Origin of the sequence: Oceanospirillum maris DSM 6286 (assembly GCF_000422865.1) — a bacterium.
GTDB lineage: Bacteria > Pseudomonadota > Gammaproteobacteria > Pseudomonadales > Halomonadaceae > Oceanospirillum > Oceanospirillum maris.
The window spans coordinates 257,568-276,881 of the sequence record NZ_KE383937.1 but is presented as its reverse complement, the minus strand read 5'-3'; the positions used below and the strand labels follow the sequence as shown (position 1 = coordinate 276,881).

Genomic DNA, 19,314 nt, shown 5'->3' with positions numbered 1-19,314 from the left:
ATAGTAGAGAAAAGCGAAACACTGTTCGATTGACATTGCCAACAGGACAAGCTTAAACCCTAAAGTAAACTTTAGGGTCAAGCTTTTTGCCAAACTGAAATGCCCTGCTTAATGCTTAGGTCGGCTCCAGACCTGATAGATCTCATCCGGCCAACGAGACTGAAACCAAGCCATCACCGCATTGATCTCCTCATCCGACAGCTTCTCGCCCCAAGCGGGCATATCGGAAGGTACACCTGGCCCACGGCCATATTTGATCACACCCCGTAACTGATCAAGGGAATGATGCCACGCATGGCCGGTGCCATTAAGTGGCGGCGGTAGGTAACGACCATCATCGGTCGGTTTACGCCAATCGGGGCTGCCTTGCCCAAAACCACCATGACACTGGGCACAATTCGCCTGATACAGCGGTTTGCCTTGGCTTACCATTGACTCGGTATACCAGCGATCAGCATTGTTATTATCAACGCTATCCTTACTCTCGCTGCTTTCTTTACCATGTTCACCTTTACCATATCCACCTTCACCATGTTCACTACAGGCAGATAGGGTTACGGTCAATAAAGCCGCCATCAAAACACGCTTTAACAATATTGGCACGGGTTAATCCTTACACTGACATTAATGCATTTGCATTGAAAAATCGCAGCCCTAACAGACATAAGGGCTGCGTCAAATTGCTTTCAAAGTGTTGTGTTCAACGTTATGACGTAACGCAAGGATTTTTAATTCAGCCAGCAGCAATACAGTCGGTGTAGCCGTCGATTAGGAGAGAAAAGCGTAGGAATTATCCGACCACTGACGCGAAGAAGATCAAAGCGCAGCAGTAAGACAAACAACAGTAATAGAGGAATTAACTGAACATCCGCTAATGTGATCGGCTGTAGGCCATCATCACAGCAACTCATTGCCGGTGCCGAATGCTTTTGATGTGCTTGACGCATCAAAGATGCCGGTGGAAAAACACGATGATCAGTATTAGCCAAATATTGTGTATTAGATGAATATTGTGCACTAACTAAATCAGCCTGCGACGACAAGCCCGCCAAACATTGCAACAGCAATATAAGCGAAGCCACCAGTACTGGGCCGGCTTTGGTCACGATTTGCGCAACAGGGTTATACATCATGAGTGCCGGTCGGTTCCTATCAGCTTAAGAATATCAAAAATAAATCCTAGGCTTTCAGTAGGGTAAGGGTTGAAAACAGGACTTGGAAAACCAATCTTAGAGAAAAGTTCCATCATAGCACCGGAGCCCGGATTTTTATGGAAGCAACCACAAGTACCAACCGCCACACAGAACTGCCTGCCATCGAGCGCTCTTTATCCGAGCAGGCAGAGCAGCTTAAAACTCAAGCGGTCTTTAGCCCCTTAGCTAGTATGGGAGTTTTGCTGATAAAAGGCGATAACGCCGCTAAACTGCTGCACGGTCAGGCCAGCCAAAAAATTGAAGATTTGGCGGAAGGTGAGCTTCGACTGGGCTTGCTGACATCGCCCAAAGGCCGCCCTTACGGGACGTTTTATGTAGTGCGTCACCCAGAAGGCCTGCTGCTATTATTACCACATTCCACACTGGAAACGACCCAAACCAACCTGAGCAAATTTGCGCCTCTGTACCGCTGCACCTTTGAGGATAGATCCGATGAGATCGCGGTTATCGGCTTTAACCGCAACGATGTTGAACTGACCGATATTGAAATATTTCATCTACCCGGCATCACCGAACGCAGTATCGGCCTGTGCAGCTTCGAAACCCTGACCGCCCTTTATGATTCCGAACGGACACCAATAGCTGAAGCCGCCTGGAATTTAACCCAGATCGAAAACGTACAGATTCTACTGGAGCAGAGCCACAGTGATCAATTTATTCCACAGATGCTAAATTATCAGGCCACCGGTGCCATCAGCTTTAAGAAAGGCTGCTACACCGGTCAGGAGATTATCGCCCGTGCTCAATATCGCGGCGGTGTTAAGAAGCGTCTGCAGCGATTAGTAGGTAATGGCGAAGCTAAGGTTGGTGATAAAGTGATCTGTCTGATGGAAGGTGACAAAACCGAAGCCGGTGAAGTGCTACTCAGCGCTATCAACGCTGAAGGCAAAACCGAACTGTTAGCGGTATTGAAAGACAACACACTAGAAGAACCGCTGCTGACCACCGGTGATCAGCCGCTAACCCTAATCGAACTGCCCTACGGACTGGAAAAGCAGGAGATCTGATCCCCTCTTATCTTTCGATCAAAACAGAAACTGAAAAAGCGCAAATCGAATGATCTGCGCTTTTTTCATTTTTTACCTCAAACTACCAATCTTCTTGCCTCAAGCTATTAGTCTTCCGGTTGCTCCGGCAGTTGCCAGTTAATCGGCTGTTTACCGTGCTGAATCAGAAAATTATTTACCTGACTAAACTGATGATTACCAAAGAAGCCGCGGTGCGCCGACAGCGGTGATGGGTGTACCGACTTCAGTACCAGATGTTTGTTCTGATCCACAAAAGCCGCTTTCTTTTGAGCATAACTGCCCCACAGCAGAAACACCACACCGTCGAGTTGTTCATTAATCACGTGAATCACCTTATCGGTGAACTGCTCCCAGCCTTTTTTCTGATGGGAACCTGCATTGGCCTGCTCCACTGTCAGCACTGCATTGATCATCAATACACCCTGTTTTGCCCAACTGGTCAGATAACCGTGATTGACCGGCTGTATACCCAAGTCGCTTTGCAGCTCCTTATAGATATTCACCAGAGACGGTGGTGTTTTAACCCCAGGACGCACCGAAAAACAAAGCCCGTGTGCCTGATTTGGCCCGTGGTAAGGGTCTTGTCCCAGAATCACCACCTTAACCTGATTCAGCGGCGTGTACTTAAACGCATTAAACCAGTCGGACGAATGGGGATAAACCACCTTACCTTGCGCCTTCTCCTCGGCCAAAAAGGCTTTCAGGTTCTGCATATAAGGTTGTTCGAACTCACCGCCCAGTACCGCCAACCAATCATCCGGCAGATCAATCGCCATAATTATCTATCCCCATAATCTTCTACCCCACGGGTTAAAAAAATTTAGCAATTTTAGCAGATCGAAAAACAATCCGTGGCAGAACTATCGATCCATTTGGTGATAATATCTTACGAATAAAATAAAAAGGAGCGTTTAAATGCTAGCCGTACAAGCAAGGGATTTAGCATCATACAATAGCTGGATGAATCAGCATCTCTATGCCGCTTGCTCTCAGCTGCCCGACCCTGTTCGTAAAAAGGATAGCGGTGCTTTTTTCAAGTCGATTCACGGCACGCTTAACCACCTGCTACTTGGCGATAAAATATGGCTTGGTCGCTTTCTTGATCATCCATTCCAGATGACAAGCCTTGATCAAGAACTACATACTCACTTTGAAGCCTTGCAAGAAGACCGTTCCGCCACAGACAAGCAGATCTTAGACTGGGCGAACCAACTCACCGATGAAGCCTTACGTGGAGAACTCAAGTACATCAGTATTGTTAACCCAGCACCCCGTAAGTATGAAATGTGGCTAGCTGTGACCCATTTTTTTAATCATCAAACCCACCACCGTGGCCAAGTAACCACGCTTTTGAATCAGCGCGGTATTGATATCGGGCCAACAGATCTTATCTGGCTGCCAGAGGTGATTGAACGAAATAAGCTCGAAGAGTGATTGACGAACGAAAGCCTCCGCTATCGCTGATAACGGAGGCTTATATTTTTAGCCAATTGATTTTGTGTTTTTAGCCGACGGATTCGTGACTTACGCCGGTTCAGCGGTCGGTTGTTTAATGTCGTTCTGACCGTGGGCAAGCTGTTCCCGTAAAGTCCGTGCTGCGGCTACCATGTTCTCCAGCGCGGGGATGGCCTCCGTCCACTGGCGGGTTTTCAGGCCGCAGTCTGGGTTCACCCAAAGACGTTCTGCGGGAATACGCTCTGCCGCTTTGCTCATCAGGTTGACGATCTGCTCGACTGTCGGAATATTCGGTGAGTGAATATCATAGACGCCGGGGCCGATCTCGTTCGGGTATTCAAAGGCTTCAAACACATCCAGTAGTTCCATATCAGAGCGGGAGGTTTCTATGGTGATCACATCCGCGTCCATACGGGCGATGGATTCGATAATATCGTTAAACTCCGAATAGCACATATGAGTGTGGATCTGAGTTTCATCAGAGACACCGTTGGCGCTGATACGGAAACAGTTCACCGCCCAATCCAGATAATGCTGCCATTCGCTGCGACGCAGGGGCAGGCCTTCCCGTAGAGCGGCTTCATCAATCTGAATCACGTTGACACCCGTTGCTTCCAGATCCTGTACCTCTTGACGGATCGCCAGCGCCAGCTGTAGGCAACTCTCTTTACGGGGCTGATCGTCACGCACGAACGACCAGTTAAGAATCGTCACCGGCCCGGTCAACATTCCCTTCATCGGCTTATCGGTGAGGGATTGCGCATATTGCGTCCAAGCGACGGTCATCGGTGCCGGACGGCTAATATCACCAAACAGAATAGGTGGCTTCACACAGCGGGAACCATAGGACTGCACCCAGCCGAAACGACTAAAGCCATAACCTTCTAGCTGCTCACCAAAGTACTCCACCATGTCGTTACGCTCAGCTTCACCGTGCACCAGCACATCCAGCCCCAATTTTTCCTGTTCCAGTACCGCGCGCTCAATTTCGGCTTTCATCTGCGCCTGATACTGCGCCTCTGTCAGCTCCTGTTTTTTGTAAGCCAGTCGGGCTTTTCGTATCTCTGCCGTTTGCGGAAAGGAGCCAATAGTGGAAGTAGGATAAAGCGGCAGCTTTAACCGTTCAGCCTGTTTGGCAGCCCGTTGGACATAAGCGCTTTGACGCTGACCAAAGCCGGAGGTTATACCGCCAACATTGGCTTTAACCTCACGGTTATGCACCCGCTCAGATAATCGACGGCTGGAGATATCGGCCTGATTATCAGCCAATTGATCAGCAACCGCCCCACGGCCTTCATTAATAGCACGACCCAGTAGCTGAATCTCTGCCAGCTTCTGTTTGGCAAAGGCCAACCAGTTAATCAGCTCTGAGTCCAAAGTCGCGGGCTTAGTGCTGCCCTGCTCTCGTTCACTATCCAGATCCACCGGTACATGTAACAGAGAACAAGAGGGTGCTAGCCAGAGGCGCTCCCCTAGTTTTACTGCAATCGGTTCCAGCCAATCCAACACTCGATTTAAGTCTGTTTTCCAGATATTACGGCCATCAACCACACCAATAGACAGCACCTTATGGGCCGGTAGCCAATCAACCACTTTGGTGACCTCTTTACGGCCACGGACGCCATCAATATGTAGCCCCGCCACCGGCAGATTACAGACTAACTGTAAATTATCTTCCAGTGTGCCAAAATAGGTGGCTAACAGTAGGTTAGGTCGATTGGCTTTTAGGGTGTGATAAGCATGTTCAAAAGCCAATTTCCACTCCGCATCCAGCTCCGTTACCAGTACGGGCTCATCAATCTGCACCCACTCAGCCCCAGCATCAGACAACTGTTCCAATAGGGTACTGTATAGAGGCAGCAACTGATCCAACAACGCCAGAGGATCAGAACCATCTTTTGCTTTGCTAAGCCAAAGGTAAGTGACAGGGCCGATAATAACGGGCTTAACCTTGGCTAATCCGAGCTGAATTTGAGCTTCCGCCAGTTGGCTGAGAATACGTTCAGGGTTAAGGCTAAAAACGGTATTGGCCGTTACTTCAGGCACAATATAGTGGTAGTTGGTATCAAACCACTTGGTCATCTCTCCGGCGTGTACACAGTTGCAATCACTGTCTTGCGCCGAGCGACCACGGGCAACACGGAAGTAATTATCCAGCTCACTGCCTTCCAACCCCTGAACCCGTTCTGGCAGATTGCCTAAGGTGAAACTCATATCTAAAACCTGATCGTAGAGGGAGAAATCTCCTACGGGCACCAGATCCAATTCCGCCTGTTGCTGCCAATTGATCTCACGGATCTGTCGTGCGGTACTCAGTAGTTGCTCCGTCGAGACGTCGCCTTTCCAGAAACGTTCCTGAGCAAATTTTAGTTCGCGCTGCGCGCCGATACGGGGGAAACCTAAATTATGTACTAAAGCCATTTTAATTCCTTACGAATCTCAGTTTGCGTCTTTGTTCACGTCTCTTTTCAACGCAATTCAAACAATGGCTGTAGCCTAAATCATGCAATCCATGAAAAATAATGGTACTTTCTCATCAATCTATTAGATTTATTCATAGGTTAAGCAAGCAAAGGCAAAGGTAATGATTGAACGTACCCATCTGAAAATTCTACAGGCGATAGATCGTCAAGGTTCTCTAACGGCGGCGGCCGAGAGCCTTTATCTAACTCAGTCAGCCCTAAGCCACACTATTAAGAAGCTAGAGGGTCAGATCCGCAGTGAATTATGGGTTAAAGATGGCCGCAATATCAGGCTAACCCAAGCCGGTGAGTATCTACTAAAAGAAGCAAAACGGGTGCTGCCCCAGCTAGAGCGCATCGACGAAACCCTCAGCCGCTTTGCGAATAAGGAACAAGGTAGCCTGCATATCGGTATGGAGTGCCACCCTTGCTACCAATGGTTATTAAAAGTGGTCGCCCCGTTTCTGGAACATTTCCCTGGGGTTGATCTGGATGTCAAACAGCGTTTTCAGTTTGGGGGAATAGCAGCGCTGTTTAACCATGATATTGATATTCTGGTAACACCAGATCCTATCTGGCGTGAAGGTATCGTGTTTGAGCCGGTTTTCCCTTACGAGCAGGTTCTGGTGGTATACCAGGATAACCCGCTGGCAGCAGAACAGTGGCTATCCCCGGATCAGCTAACGGGCGAGACGTTATTTACCTATCCGGTGGAGATTGAACGACTGGATATTTTTCAGCAATTTCTGCTGCCCGCACATTGCCGACCGCAAAAACACAAAACCCTTGAAGCCACAGAGATCATCCTGCAGATGGTCGCAGCAAACAGAGGCGTTGCGACTTTACCGGCTTGGCTGGGACGGGAGTACGCCGAGAACCTGCCCATCGCACTGGTTCGGCTGGGAAAAGAGGGGATTCAGAAACAGATCTTTCTTGGGGTGCGCCAGCAGGATGAAGACAACCCGCATATCGGGCGCTTTATCCAACTGGCGAAAGAGACAGGGCTTTAAGATTATCAAGTCTACCGTGCGATATTAACCCGATGCCATATATTACGAATTTTTCACATTCGAAAGAATACAAATCAAATAAAGATAATTTATTTACCGCCTATTAAACAAAAAAAATTTAATTGTTAAAACAATTAAAAAACCACCAGAAAAGCTTACTATTCATGCAACCATATTTCTTAAAAACCAATAACTTACAAAGAGTATATTTATGCAAGCATGCAACACTTTGATAGCATTACTACCAATTACCTCTTTGTTGACTGGAGCTAGTAATGGGGTCGTATGTCCCTCGACCATAACTACGCACAATGGCATTTACCCTTGAAGCCTCACCGATAAATTCTCGAAGTTTCTTAACAGCTTCTACAGATGCAACCACTAACCATCCATTCGAACAAAGATCATCCATTTTGGGTGGTTGTCGAGAAATAGGACCATCTTTCCAGGAGATACTTTCAACCATTACATCGCCGTTCTCATTAATCCAGCGAAACAATCCTTCATCAGAAACAGACCAACCTAGATGAAAGCCAATAGATGGATTTAGTGCTAACCATTCAAGGCCACCATGATCAATGTAAGCACCTGTACCATAAATCACCAACGATGGTTCATCAGTAAAAGTTATTTTGGGGTAATGGCTTGCAGACCAATACTTCATACTTGGGAAGAAAGCATAAGGTGAGGTAACTTCTACATCGTCATTCCATTCAGGATGGCAGACTGTAGACATACGAACCTCCGTCGGCAAATCCCAATCTAACCAGCTCCAGGTTGTAAGTTCACCAATAATTTGTTTTCCAGTGTCTAAACGATCAACAAATTGTGTAATGCCTTGTTCAGTATCTTCTAACCATTCATCGCGCTTATGGGATATCTCTCGATCTTTTGCCTTCGGTACAACAATACACTCAGGTCGAATACCGGGCTCAAGCGCTAATAACAATTCATCACTACGTTTGAAAATATCTCGCAGAAGTTCTATTCCTTGGGGAGGAATTCGCCCTGCATCCAACAATTCGCATACCACATAAGAGAGTGCCAGCTTGGCCACTTTAGGTCGTAATCTATGATAAGTCAGCTTGAGTCCAATCCCTTCCAACCAATTCCTATAATCTTCTTCTGCCTGCTTATCCCATTCATTTTTTGGAACTAGAGTTTTCATAAAATCGGAAGCTCTGTAGATCAAATTCTCAAATGGCACGCTTGACATTTTGGCCACCAGCTTCGCTTCAGTTAATAAAGGCCTAAGCAGCTCAATCGGATCATCAACATCAGGAAATGTTTCCCCGAGTCGGATGGCAGAAAAAGGAATAGCTTCCTTTATATTATTTATTTCTGGTAACTCTAGTTCATATGCCAATGGCAGTTTTGAGCGCTCTTCTGAAGGCGGTTTACCTTCTATTTCTAACCTACTAGCCAAGTCTAAAGCAGTCATCCTTACACTAAAGTCTTCCGATGCACAGAGTGAAGATATTTCCCCCTTAAACTGTAGAACAAATTCTTTGAAATCCTTCGTCAAGCTACTTAACAAAGACATTATTTTTACTTGCGTCAATCCAATTTTATCTATTCTATTAGATATTTGCCTACGAATTCCTAGCCAATTCACTTCAATTTTAGCCAAATCTACGATTGCCTGATGAGCCATAACCCCTAATTCAGGAATGGCGACATCAAGCATATCGAATGCAAACAAAATGAGTAAGCTAGCGTCTTCCTTCTCGCCAATATCATCTAACAGTGCCGGTGATTTCTCAGCATTTTGTTCAAAAGCATCTAGCTGGTATGCATGTTCTTTGATTTCCTTCCAAATAGGCAGGACATCTTCATCCTCAAAGAGAATTTCGACAATTTCTTTTAAGTTCCAAATTAAATTACTTGGATATCTATATTCACCAATATAATCATCAACTAAAGAAGCGAGCGCTTTAGGTCGCCACTGTTTAGCATCTATTTCAACAAGGGCCTTAAATACTAAATGCCGAGACCCCCCATCCCAATTCAGATCCCAGCCTTTAGCATCTGAGTTATCGAACAAATCTTCAAATAAGCTATTCGCTTTATCAGCTTCACCATGTGAATAAAAAGCGCTAGCAATGCAAGAAATAACATTATTATCAGGATTGAATAGCTTTAATAGCTTATGAAGCTCCTCCAATTGAGAGACACTCATACCTTTTAAAAATGGTTGAATCAAATTCATCCAGCGAAAATAATCGGCGGATTCCACAGTTCGAAGAAGCTGAAAAAGGTTTTCTGAAGAATTTACTTTCAGCTGCGCCTCTTCATCTGTAAGTTTCTCCCCAGATTTCAATGTCAGAGAAGGTTCATGAGTAACATGCTTTTCTTGAGGTGTAGAAATTGCCATTGATGCATAAAAACTATTGTCTAATCCTGCCTCCCTGACACCAAGCGCTAATCCTTCTAACCACGAGTACCGATTTGAAGGTAATAGATGTGTCTTGATAGATGTAATAAGTTCTTCCACCTCATCGGACACGTCATTATCAGAAGATTGGCAGCAACGAGACACTAATTTTTTGGCCAGATCCGAGGGATTATACTCTTCGAAAGGAATCAATAGCTTTCTCGACATCACTGATATTTCTTTAAGTGGCGGGCTAGAGCTATCAAGCATTCCAGACAGCAATCCTGTTAGACCCGGTGCATAATCAAGCCCTTTATGATCGAATAACCATCTTAAAAGCTTTAAACCATATTGCGGATTCCAACCAGTGACAATAGTAATGAGATCAAGCCCGGCTTCTTGTGTGCCACGACCATTTCCAGACTGTTCCAAATTTACTAACGCCAAAGAAAATCGACATATTTCATCGTAAGCCAAATCAGGGTATTGTTTGATCAACTTACCTAACCACGATACCCAATGGGAAAATTGCCGGTCTTTCCTATGATATATTCCAAAAGAATTCTTGAAGATTTTTGGTAACAGGCTAGCAGCTCGATCTGGTTTACCAATCTTTGACCACATTATAGAAAGTTCATAGTACTCAGAGATTTTGGAGTGAATGTCGTCAAAACCGGGGATCTCTTTTTCGATTTGATCCAGTACGTCAACTAAACGATCCCTGCCATATCCTTCCTTATACAGAGTGAAAGCAATTTCTCTGCGCCAGCCAGTCGGCCAATACCGGTTATCCCAATCTTTTCTAAACGCATCGGCTAGAGCCAAAATACAATCATGTCCATGTTGAGCAGTAGCCCTTATTGCGAAGTTAAAGTAATCAACAGCGGCTGATTCGAACTCATACCAGCCTATCCAATCCCTTGTTTGATTATAAGGCTTACGTAACAAGTCAAATGATGACTTTATTTCTTTAACAATAAAACTTGGTAGCAGCTTCTCTCCAGCCCAACCTCGTCCCCAAATGCTTGAAAACCGAACTAAAGCACGTTCAAATAAGACGCTTCCTGTATACTTTTCTTCACCAGCTTTTGGAACTACCTTAACAGGATCAACACCTTGGCCCAGCGCTGCTCTTAGTCTATTAAGACGAATACTATCTGCGAATGGACTTAAGTTCTTCCATTGACCATGGATGCCATGTTTATACAGTTCTGGCTGCTCAAAACTCACAAACCATTCTTTAGTTTTTTCTATACTTCCATTAGCTCTGTAATCCAGTTCAGCAACCAACAACTTTTCTGAAAAATCCAAGTCATCGCTTTCAGACCAGTCAAAAACTGCCTCGAATGCGGTGCCTATCAGAGCCGATGGATATTGGTTAATGCATATGGAGAAACATAAAGTTATAAGACTATCAAAGTGCTCTTTTTCATTTGATAAGAAAGAGAAAAGCTCACCTATCTTTCCTTCGTCTTTTGTTTCATCAATACCATTGACCAACCGTCTCATCAAGCTAGCATGCAGATCTTCGTCATTTCCACTCCATGCTCCCACATCATCAACTTCATACTTCGTTTGGTGTATGGTTGAGACAACCTCACTTAGCGGCATGAAATAATGAGCCACATCAACCCATCGTTTCAAATCTTCAGCTCCACCATGATGCGGATCAACAGCGTCCCCACCTGACAAGTAACTTAGCGGCTCAGCAGATTCAAAGACCCTTTTAGCTTCATTAAAGAATTTGTTCTCAGCTAGAACTTTAGAAAATTTGAGTGCTTCTAAATCACTTACCCTTAGCAGCTCACCATCGAATATGTAGCTAAGCGCAGAACTTACCCCCTCCGTTGAAAATATGAGATCAAGTTCATCAACCTCATTAAGGGCATCTATTCGCTCCCTAAGCTCAATTTCAATTAAGAGACTTCTCACTACGGCAAGCGGATCATTCAGTTCCTTAGCCGACAATAGAACAGCGTCAATATCATCTGTTAAACTCGAAGTATTTCGAAGATTAAAGAACTGGTCTCTAAAGTAACCTTGAGTCCCTGTATCAATTACAGCCTCCATCTCCCGGGCATTAAAAAGATGGTAAACCGCCTCCCACCGCATTGGGTCATTATCCTCAGACGATTGAATACAGTGTTTAGCTAATACCTTATGGTATTCGATACTTTTTGAATCATCAAAATTACCAAATAGGTTTCGACTCGTTTTATCTAAAATAAACTGTCGAAAACTGTTATGAAAAAAACGCCAACTTACATCACTATCCTTCTTAAAATAGTGAGCTGCACTTGAAATAAAATCGCGAATAGTTGAATGATCAGACCATTTTTCAAGCACATTAGTATTTATCGGCACTCTCAGCCTTGATAATAACGCAAGCAAGTCAACAAACTTCTGATTACTCTCTATTTGTCGCCAATAAACTGAATAGCTTTGTTCAATATGTCCTTTATAAATAGGAAAATCATCTATAGCTTCATCATAATCCACATCTGAGCTGCTATTAATAAATTGCAGTAAATAAACCAAAGATAGTGGGTGCCCCAATGACTTTTCAAAAATTTTCTTCTTATTACTATCTGTTAGTTCGGAACAACCTGGCCATTGGTTTATAGCTGCGTAGACATTTGTCCGAGTAAGAGGAGATATAGCAATGGTTCGACTTTCATGGCTGACATGCTCCTTTATCCTGTCAGAAAGATCATTCAACTCCAGTGTTTGACTACCTAGAACAAATATCACCCCATCAGGCACGGTGTTAGGGGATGGCAAATCTGACAACAAACTCTGTAGAGGATTTTGCTCTCGCTGAATATGGTCTAACCCATCGACCATGATGACGGTAGTTACGCCATCATTTTTCCATTTCTCATGGGCTTGCTGAAGCTGCTCTCCTAACAGCGATAGGTATTCTTCTCTTGAACCTGGCTGCCCGGAACTTTCACCACGAAAGCCATGATTCCTAAGCGATAAGGTGATGTCATGAAGAAAAGTAGTCGCTTCACCACGCCCTTGATAAGTACTATCGGGAACATACGCGTAATATCTAACTAATTTATATCCTGCTTTATACTTCAAAGCATGAGTAAGCGTTGTTGATTTTCCCGAGCCAGGAGTTCCAAGCAATGCGACATAACCCTGCTTGGTATGTGATAAAACATCAAATATAGAACCGACAGTATCCTCAATTTCTTGATAGGTTCGATCTATAGGAAATTCGTGAACAAACTTATGCTTAAACCTATGACTCCACGCCATCCTATCCAACATATCATCTTTGGACAGCTCAATAATTCGACGTTCACCTCCCGCCATTTTCGTCAGGAGATTATATATTTTTTCAATATCCTCTTGTTTTCTTGCTTGTCCCTGATTGGTTACAGGAATATCAGCTGGCCGCTTATAATTGAATTCAAGCTCACAACACCGAATGAAATTCAGAAATTGGTCATCGTTAAAATTTGACCGTTGCTGTAGATCCAACAGTACCTCTTTCCAACATACGGCTGATTTATCAAGGCCTGTTTCACACCATGTTCTATCGAACCAACATTCTTTTAAAAAAGACTGAAAGTGAGCATGTTGAGGGGTTGTATCACCAAGAGGAATTTGGGCTTTAGGATTTGAACTAGGTACTAGTTTGTGGAGCAAATGAACCCTTACCGTTCTTTCCTTGTAATGCTCATTTAAGTGCTCCCAGCCTTCTGTAAGCTGCCTAAAAAGACTGAGTTTTTCTTCTCCCTTTTTAGTCGTGCTATCTCTCACAAAATCTGCATAACTTATTGCGTCAGTATATTCCGCCCACTTTACTTGATACGCATCAAGCCTACCTGTAGTAGCTATAAGTATGTCATCCAAGCTTCCAGCATCAGGATCGGCCACTCGAAACCATTCAAGACTTCCATCAAGCAAAGCTTCATATATTAAGCCTGCTGCTATTTCATACTGCGGAACATACCCCAGCATTGCAGTGCGTTCACCGTCACCTGAATTAATACTCGACACTATGAAAATGACTCCTAAAATTCGTGATTGCTACCAATAATCAGCCTGTGAGACTTTGCCCCTATATTTAAGGACAGATTGAATCTTAAAGATATTAAAATTATCTAGCATTTACTCAACAAATAACATTAGCAAAAATATCAACATAATGAAAAATTCAAGGCTTTTACCCTAAAATACGAACGTTTCAATGTATTGGAGACTAACTTTTTAAAAAACTCAAAATCACTCAAAAAGCCTTACCTCCTTAAAAAGCATGCACCTCCGTTCTTCACAGCTCCCTCTGGAAAATCCTACAATTATCTCCTTGAAATTTGATGAATTTTTCCAAGTCCATTATGCCCTCTTTTCTAGAATCAGAAGATATTGAGACATCTTTTGAATAACTATGAGCTACAAAAACGACTTTAATTTCTATGAACTTAACTCAGCGCCAAGCATGACAAAATGTATTTCCCAAGCGTTAATACGGTTCATTCTAACCAATCCAACACGACTCAAGTCTGTTTTCAGATATTTGGATGAAGATAACCCGCATATCCGGCACTTTATCCAGTTGGCGAAGGAGACTGGACTCTGAATCCGGCAAATAGAATAAATCTCTTTTTTGGATCAATTTATTCACTTGGGTAAACATGACCGTTTGATTAATATAGCGCTGCATTCTCAGGGCGGGGTGAAACTCCCCACCGGTGGTAAATCTGATTTACAGAAAGCCCACGAGCGCCTGTTTTTTCATAAATGTTTTTAATAAAAAAGCACGGATGACAAAAATAGGGTCAAGCAGATCTGGTGTAACTCCAGAGCCGACGGTTATAGTCCGGATAAAAGAGAATTACAGGTGGCCTTTCATGGCTGCCCGTTTTGCTATACCTGCCAAAAGGTACGCGTATCTTAATAAGATACGAATGCCTAACGTCAAGCAGATATGCCTCTTGCCGCCCTGATTCTGGTTATTATTCACTCAAAAGAGCGTTACCATGAATCAGCAAAACCCATCAAAAAATCATAATCTTTCCTTTTTTGGTACACCAATTCAGCGTGTCGAGCGCGGAATTGCGGCGCTACAAAAAGGGCAAGGTATTCTAGTGCTGGACGATGAACATCGGGAAAACGAAGGCGATCTTATCTACGCAGCGGAAAGTATGACCGCAGCTCAGATGGCTCTAATGATCCGTGAGTGCTCCGGCATTATCTGCCTCTGCCTACCTGAAGAGCGGATTGAGCAGCTACAGCTTCCAATGATGATCGGCCATAACACCAGCACCAACCACACCAATTTTACCGTTAGCATTGAAGCTGCTACCGGCGTAACAACAGGGGTGTCGGCGGCGGATCGCGTCACGACTATTCAGGCCGCTATTGCGGATAATGCAACGGCTTCTGATCTAAAAAAACCGGGCCATGTCTTTCCGTTAAAATCAAATAAAGCAGGGGTTCTAGGGCGCAGAGGCCATACAGAAGCCTCTGTTGATATGATGAAACTGGCCGGTCTCAAACCCTTCGGTGTGTTATGTGAACTAACCAATGAAGATGGCACTATGGCTCGCTTACCCGAGGTGGTTACCTTTGCCGACAGGCACCAGATGCCGGTACTGACCATTGAAGATATTGTTCTCTATATCGAGCAAAAGACCCAAGCCGCTTAACGCCACTAAAAAATTAACCGCCAGACAAAAAAATGCCGGCCCTTAGGCCGGCATTTATTTTTGCTTAACGCGATTCAATGTGCAGCCCTATCGATGCTACAACCGCATTAAACGCTACATAAAGACAAATTTAGCCACAAACAAAGCCGCTAAAATCATAACACTCAACGATACATCTTCACGGCGACCAGACAACAGCTTGATACCCGCGTAAGTGATAAAACCAAATGCGATACCATTAGCAATAGAGAATGTCAGCGGCATAGCAATCGCAGCAACAAAGACGGGGGCCGCTTCTGTTAAGTCCTTCCAGTCCACTTCCGCTAAACCACCGGTCATCAATACCGCTACGTAGAAGAGCGCGCCAGCCGTTGCATAGGCCGGAACAGACCCTGCTAACGGAGCAAAAAATAGCGACAGTAAAAACAGTCCCGCGACAACCACAGCCGTTAAGCCCGTACGACCACCGGCAGAGATACCTGCGGTACTTTCAATGTAACTGGTCGTAGTCGAAGTACCCAAAGCCGCACCGGCCATAGTAGCGGTACTATCGGACATCAGTGCACGGCCCAAGCGAGGCAAACGTTTATCTTTATCCAGCAAGCCACCCTGTTGCGCCACGGCCACTAACGTACCCGAGGTATCAAACAGATCGACGAATAGGAAGGCAAAGATAATACTCAGCATACCAACTTCTAGAGCACCAGCTAGATCCATTGCCATAAAGGTTGGAGCTAAGCTTGGCGGCATCGCCATAATGCCTTGAAGCTCATTCAACGAGCCTCCCTCATAGAACGGCAGCATAGAAAGAACTGTCACCACTAAAATACCAATCATGACAGAGCCCAGCACACGACGGTAAGACAGAGAAACGATAATAAAGAAACCTACAATCGCCAGAATCACTTTTGGATCGGACAGGTCGCCCATAGTCACTAGCGTCGCAGAGCTGGCAACGACAATACCAGCACTTTTCAGGGCGATTAATGCTAGAAAAAGGCCAATACCGGCAGCAATACCTAATCGTAATGATAGAGGGATACTGTTGATGATCCATTCACGGATTTTAAAGATGCTCAGCACCGTGAAAATCAGACCAGAGAAAAAGACCGCCCCTAAGGCCGATTCCCAGCTATAACCCATCTCCATAACAACGGTAAAGGTAAAGAAGGCGTTAAGCCCCATACCCGGAGCCAGCGCAATAGGGTAATTAGCCCAAAGACCCATAATGAGCGAGCCAATAGCCGCTGCCAGACAGGTCGCAACGAACACGGCTCCGTAATCCATACCAGCTAATGCCAGAATCGATGGGTTAACAAAGATAATATAAGCCATCGTTAGGTAAGTCGTGATACCTGCAACAACTTCGGTTTTTACGTTGGTCTTGTGTTCACTAAGCTTAAACAGTTTTTCCAGCATGGGTTGAGCCCTAAACCAGTCCAAAAACGACAAAACCTGGAAATGGGAATTTCCAGGTTTCACTATATGGCGCCGCAACATCGGCTGCAATGGCAACAATACTAGCCAACCGTAAGGCAAAAATCGAGCAAACAGAGCAGAAACTCTAGCGATTTTCGGCTAACAGTCGCTGTTGCACGGCAATGCAACAAATTTTACACACGTAAAAATAATTTGCACAAAAAAAGAGCAATTTTAATGCTCTTTTTTTATTAACCCTTTTTCGGTGCTTTTATCACTTTAGCCTTGGGCGTGTACTGTTTTAGCTTTTAAGTGCTGTATTTTGCGCCATCACTCGCTCAACCGTATCCACAATTGCTTGGGTCTGTGGGTCAATTTCAATATTGATGCGGCTGCCAATCATGCGCTGACCAATAACGGTTCGCTCTAGGGTTTCTGGTATCAAATTGACACAGAAACAACCGTTTTCGATCTCACCAACGGTAAGGCTTATGCCATCAATACCGATATAACCCTTTTCAAACACATACTTCTCATAACCCTTGGGCAGACCAAACCAAATACGATAGTTATTATCAGATTCAAGAACACTCACCACATCTGTAGTACACATAATATGGCCTGACATGGCGTGACCACCAATTTCATCACCAAAACGGGCAGCCCGTTCGATATTCACCGAATCACCCACTTGCAAATCACCAAGATTCGTCAGACGTAAGGTTTCTTCCATCAGATCAAAGCTGACCTTGTTGCCTCTAATGTTCGTTACTGTTAAGCAGCAACCATTATGGGCAACGCTAGCCCCTACTACTAAATTTTGAGTCAAGCGGCCTGTCATAGCCATAACGTGAGTACGAAAATCTTCTTTCTCAACTAAATTGATCAGTATCGCAGTGCCTTGAACAATGCCGGTAAACATAGAGTTTCCTGTGCTAGGTCATGTAAGTATCTGTATTAATGCAGGCAAAATACCTATCTAAAGCCGCTGTAAATGATGCTTTAGCTGAGGAATACGGTCACAGCCAAAAAACATTTCATCACCAACAAACAGTGTTGGGGCACCAAAAGCACCTTTATCAGCCGCACGCTGAGTATTGTCCATTAATACCGCCTTACCTTGATCGCTTTTAGCAAACTCAAGCGCCTCTTCACCCAGAACCGATAAAATCACCTGATCCGTTGCAACGTCTTGGCCTTCCCCCCAATAAAGCTCATAAAGGGCTAAGCTCTTTTCCATACGCTGGCGGTTGTCTTTAATGCTCATCAGGGCGCGCATGAGATAAACCGTATTAGAAGGAAAGCTCTCGGGCTTGTTGTAAGGCACTTGTAAAAAGCGCGCCATACGCGGTAGATCTTGCTCGAACAAATAATGTTTACGCTCGGGCAATGTTTGAGGCGGCTGATTACCAATTAACTTAAAAAGACCAGGCAGAAACATCGGCTGCCAGAGTATTTCAGAATCAGTCTGCTGCGCTAGCTCTTCAAGCTGCACAGCAGCTAAGTAGCTATAAGGGCTAACAATATCGTAAAAAAATTCGACTTGATGGGTCATCGCTTAGCAACCTTTTGTATGAGTTATCGCTTATCAAATTTCGTTATTATTATGCGTGAATAGAGACTCTTATAATACAAGCTGACGGAAAGGGTAGACAATGCTTTAAGGTGGGCAATTACTATCTTATCGTTCAGATTTAGTGCTTTTTCTGTGGATAGAGCCCTGTCGTAGCAATAAAAACAACCGTCAACTCTGATAAAACAGCCATTCTTAGCAATCCATCATTTCTAGTTGATTATTCCAAAATTAAATAGACCAATAGAATAATCACAATGCGTAAACCTTTATTTACATTAAAACCAACCTAATTGGATTGACCGCAAGAGGCTTCGCCTTTAGTATTGCGCGCCATAGGGTCGCGCTGCATTTTCTTGTGTTTGAAGGCGCGTAATAAATTTGCAAACGGATTTGTTCAGCGTTTAGTAATCTCTTTGAGATCGCTATTTTCTCTGTACGCTTTCTTATCGACGTCTAGGGTAGTCGTTGATAGAAAGTTCTCTTTTTTGAGAGAATCCTCTGTTAGCTCTTGCATATGACTTCCGCCCCCGCCATCTTTGGTGGGGGCTTTTTTTTGCATCTTATTTTAAGTCAAAAAAAAGCGACCTGTTTAACAGCCGCTTAATCTAATTTATAAATTTTACATTTAACACCGCTACGACTTAATACAGTAAATCAACCACCAAACCTTTTAGATGGGTTAACTTGGCGGCAATTTTCAGCGCATCTTTTTGCTCATCTAATACCAACAGTAAAAGCCCCTCTACTTCTTCATCAATTCTTCGAATGACATGGTGTTTATCCGTTAAGCTCCAACCTGGGCCAACGCCTTCAACCTCATAGGCGCCTTGGGTCGCCTTACCGACAAGATTGCTCAGCAGTACCCGATAAATTTCTAAGTTACCAATAGTAGGGTTGCGCTCTAGCGTATTACCCGCATCTTCTAGCGCCTGCCGAATAAAGTTAAGCTCTTCATTTAAAGAAGGACGACTAACTTCATCAACCTGCTGTACTAAATGATCGGTAAAAGAGCGGGTCTTTCCAATACGGCTGGTTTCTTTGGTTCGGGCGCGCTTTGTACCATCGCCAGTACGCAGGGCTTTTAATTTGTCGTTAATATTAATCATGGCTGAT

At 44.4% G+C, this 19,314-nt stretch carries 13 protein-coding genes and 1 riboswitch; of the genes, 4 read left to right on the top strand and 9 right to left on the bottom strand.

The features are described 5' to 3' along the window. Positions 1-108: 108 nt before the first annotated feature. Positions 109-603 (bottom strand): c-type cytochrome, encoded by a 495-nt coding sequence (locus G517_RS19570; RefSeq protein ID WP_028305193.1) that lies wholly within the window; start codon positions 601-603, stop codon positions 109-111. 125 nt (positions 604-728) lie between these two features. Continuing rightward, entirely contained in the window at positions 729-1,133 is a 405-nt protein-coding gene (locus G517_RS0115695; RefSeq protein ID WP_028305192.1) for a hypothetical protein, read from the bottom strand. Between the two features lie 137 nt (positions 1,134-1,270). Here G517_RS0115695 and ygfZ point away from each other — a divergent pair, with 137 nt between their 5' ends. Beyond that, entirely contained in the window at positions 1,271-2,221 is a 951-nt protein-coding gene (gene ygfZ, locus G517_RS0115690) for a CAF17-like 4Fe-4S cluster assembly/insertion protein YgfZ (protein ID WP_028305191.1), read from the top strand. A 107-nt stretch (positions 2,222-2,328) separates the two neighbouring features. Here the strand turns inward: ygfZ and ung are convergent, their stop codons facing one another. Further along, a complete protein-coding gene (gene ung, locus G517_RS0115685; protein ID WP_028305190.1) occupies positions 2,329-3,018 on the bottom strand; it encodes a uracil-DNA glycosylase in 690 nt (229 codons plus the stop codon). 139 nt (positions 3,019-3,157) lie between these two features. Here ung and G517_RS0115680 point away from each other — a divergent pair, with 139 nt between their 5' ends. Continuing rightward, the gene (locus tag G517_RS0115680; RefSeq protein ID WP_028305189.1) at positions 3,158-3,676 is read left to right on the top strand and encodes a DinB family protein; all 519 of its coding nucleotides are present in this window, start codon (positions 3,158-3,160) and stop codon (positions 3,674-3,676) included. A 90-nt stretch (positions 3,677-3,766) separates the two neighbouring features. Here G517_RS0115680 and metE read toward each other — a convergent pair whose 3' ends face one another. Beyond that, entirely contained in the window at positions 3,767-6,118 is a 2,352-nt protein-coding gene (gene metE / locus G517_RS19565; RefSeq protein WP_051206488.1) for a 5-methyltetrahydropteroyltriglutamate--homocysteine S-methyltransferase, read from the bottom strand. A 163-nt stretch (positions 6,119-6,281) separates the two neighbouring features. Between metE and G517_RS0115670 the strand changes: the two genes are divergently transcribed. Continuing rightward, positions 6,282-7,169, top strand: a complete 888-nt coding sequence (locus G517_RS0115670) for a LysR family transcriptional regulator (protein WP_028305188.1) — start codon at positions 6,282-6,284, stop codon at positions 7,167-7,169. 241 nt (positions 7,170-7,410) lie between these two features. Here G517_RS0115670 and G517_RS0115665 read toward each other — a convergent pair whose 3' ends face one another. Further along, positions 7,411-13,557, bottom strand: a complete 6,147-nt coding sequence (locus G517_RS0115665) for an ATP-binding protein (protein WP_028305187.1) — start codon at positions 13,555-13,557, stop codon at positions 7,411-7,413. Positions 13,558-14,215: 658 nt separating this feature from the next. After that, positions 14,216-14,397, top strand: a riboswitch (FMN riboswitch). Between the two features lie 140 nt (positions 14,398-14,537). Here G517_RS0115665 and ribB point away from each other — a divergent pair. Beyond that, the gene (gene ribB / locus G517_RS0115660; protein WP_028305186.1) at positions 14,538-15,206 is read left to right on the top strand and encodes a 3,4-dihydroxy-2-butanone-4-phosphate synthase; all 669 of its coding nucleotides are present in this window, start codon (positions 14,538-14,540) and stop codon (positions 15,204-15,206) included. A 114-nt stretch (positions 15,207-15,320) separates the two neighbouring features. Here ribB and G517_RS0115655 read toward each other — a convergent pair whose 3' ends face one another. From G517_RS0115655 to G517_RS19560, 4 genes are all read right to left on the bottom strand, one after another. Next, complete coding sequence (locus tag G517_RS0115655) at positions 15,321-16,625, bottom strand: NCS2 family permease (RefSeq protein ID WP_028305185.1); 1,305 nt, start codon at positions 16,623-16,625, stop codon at positions 15,321-15,323. 301 nt (positions 16,626-16,926) lie between these two features. Continuing rightward, entirely contained in the window at positions 16,927-17,547 is a 621-nt protein-coding gene (locus tag G517_RS0115650) for a riboflavin synthase (RefSeq protein WP_028305184.1), read from the bottom strand. 57 nt (positions 17,548-17,604) lie between these two features. Next, complete coding sequence (locus G517_RS0115645) at positions 17,605-18,180, bottom strand: 2-hydroxychromene-2-carboxylate isomerase (RefSeq protein ID WP_028305183.1); 576 nt, start codon at positions 18,178-18,180, stop codon at positions 17,605-17,607. 662 nt (positions 18,181-18,842) lie between these two features. Then, complete coding sequence (locus G517_RS19560) at positions 18,843-19,307, bottom strand: DUF327 family protein (protein WP_051206487.1); 465 nt, start codon at positions 19,305-19,307, stop codon at positions 18,843-18,845. Between the last annotated feature and the right edge of the window lie 7 nt (positions 19,308-19,314).

What these genes read in the sequence shown, in the direction of transcription:
- G517_RS0115695 (WP_028305192.1), bottom strand. Translation starts at nt 1,133, where the DNA reads ATGATGTATAACCCTGTTGCGCAAATCGTGACCAAAGCCGGCCCAGTA.
- ygfZ (WP_028305191.1), top strand. Translation starts at nt 1,271, where the DNA reads ATGGAAGCAACCACAAGTACCAACCGCCACACAGAACTGCCTGCCATC.
- ung (WP_028305190.1), bottom strand. Translation starts at nt 3,018, where the DNA reads ATGGCGATTGATCTGCCGGATGATTGGTTGGCGGTACTGGGCGGTGAG.
- G517_RS0115680 (WP_028305189.1), top strand. Translation starts at nt 3,158, where the DNA reads ATGCTAGCCGTACAAGCAAGGGATTTAGCATCATACAATAGCTGGATG.
- metE (WP_051206488.1), bottom strand. Translation starts at nt 6,118, where the DNA reads ATGGCTTTAGTACATAATTTAGGTTTCCCCCGTATCGGCGCGCAGCGC.
- G517_RS0115670 (WP_028305188.1), top strand. Translation starts at nt 6,282, where the DNA reads ATGATTGAACGTACCCATCTGAAAATTCTACAGGCGATAGATCGTCAA.
- ribB (WP_028305186.1), top strand. Translation starts at nt 14,538, where the DNA reads ATGAATCAGCAAAACCCATCAAAAAATCATAATCTTTCCTTTTTTGGT.
- G517_RS0115655 (WP_028305185.1), bottom strand. Translation starts at nt 16,625, where the DNA reads ATGCTGGAAAAACTGTTTAAGCTTAGTGAACACAAGACCAACGTAAAA.
- G517_RS0115650 (WP_028305184.1), bottom strand. Translation starts at nt 17,547, where the DNA reads ATGTTTACCGGCATTGTTCAAGGCACTGCGATACTGATCAATTTAGTT.
- G517_RS0115645 (WP_028305183.1), bottom strand. Translation starts at nt 18,180, where the DNA reads ATGACCCATCAAGTCGAATTTTTTTACGATATTGTTAGCCCTTATAGC.
- G517_RS19560 (WP_051206487.1), bottom strand. Translation starts at nt 19,307, where the DNA reads ATGATTAATATTAACGACAAATTAAAAGCCCTGCGTACTGGCGATGGT.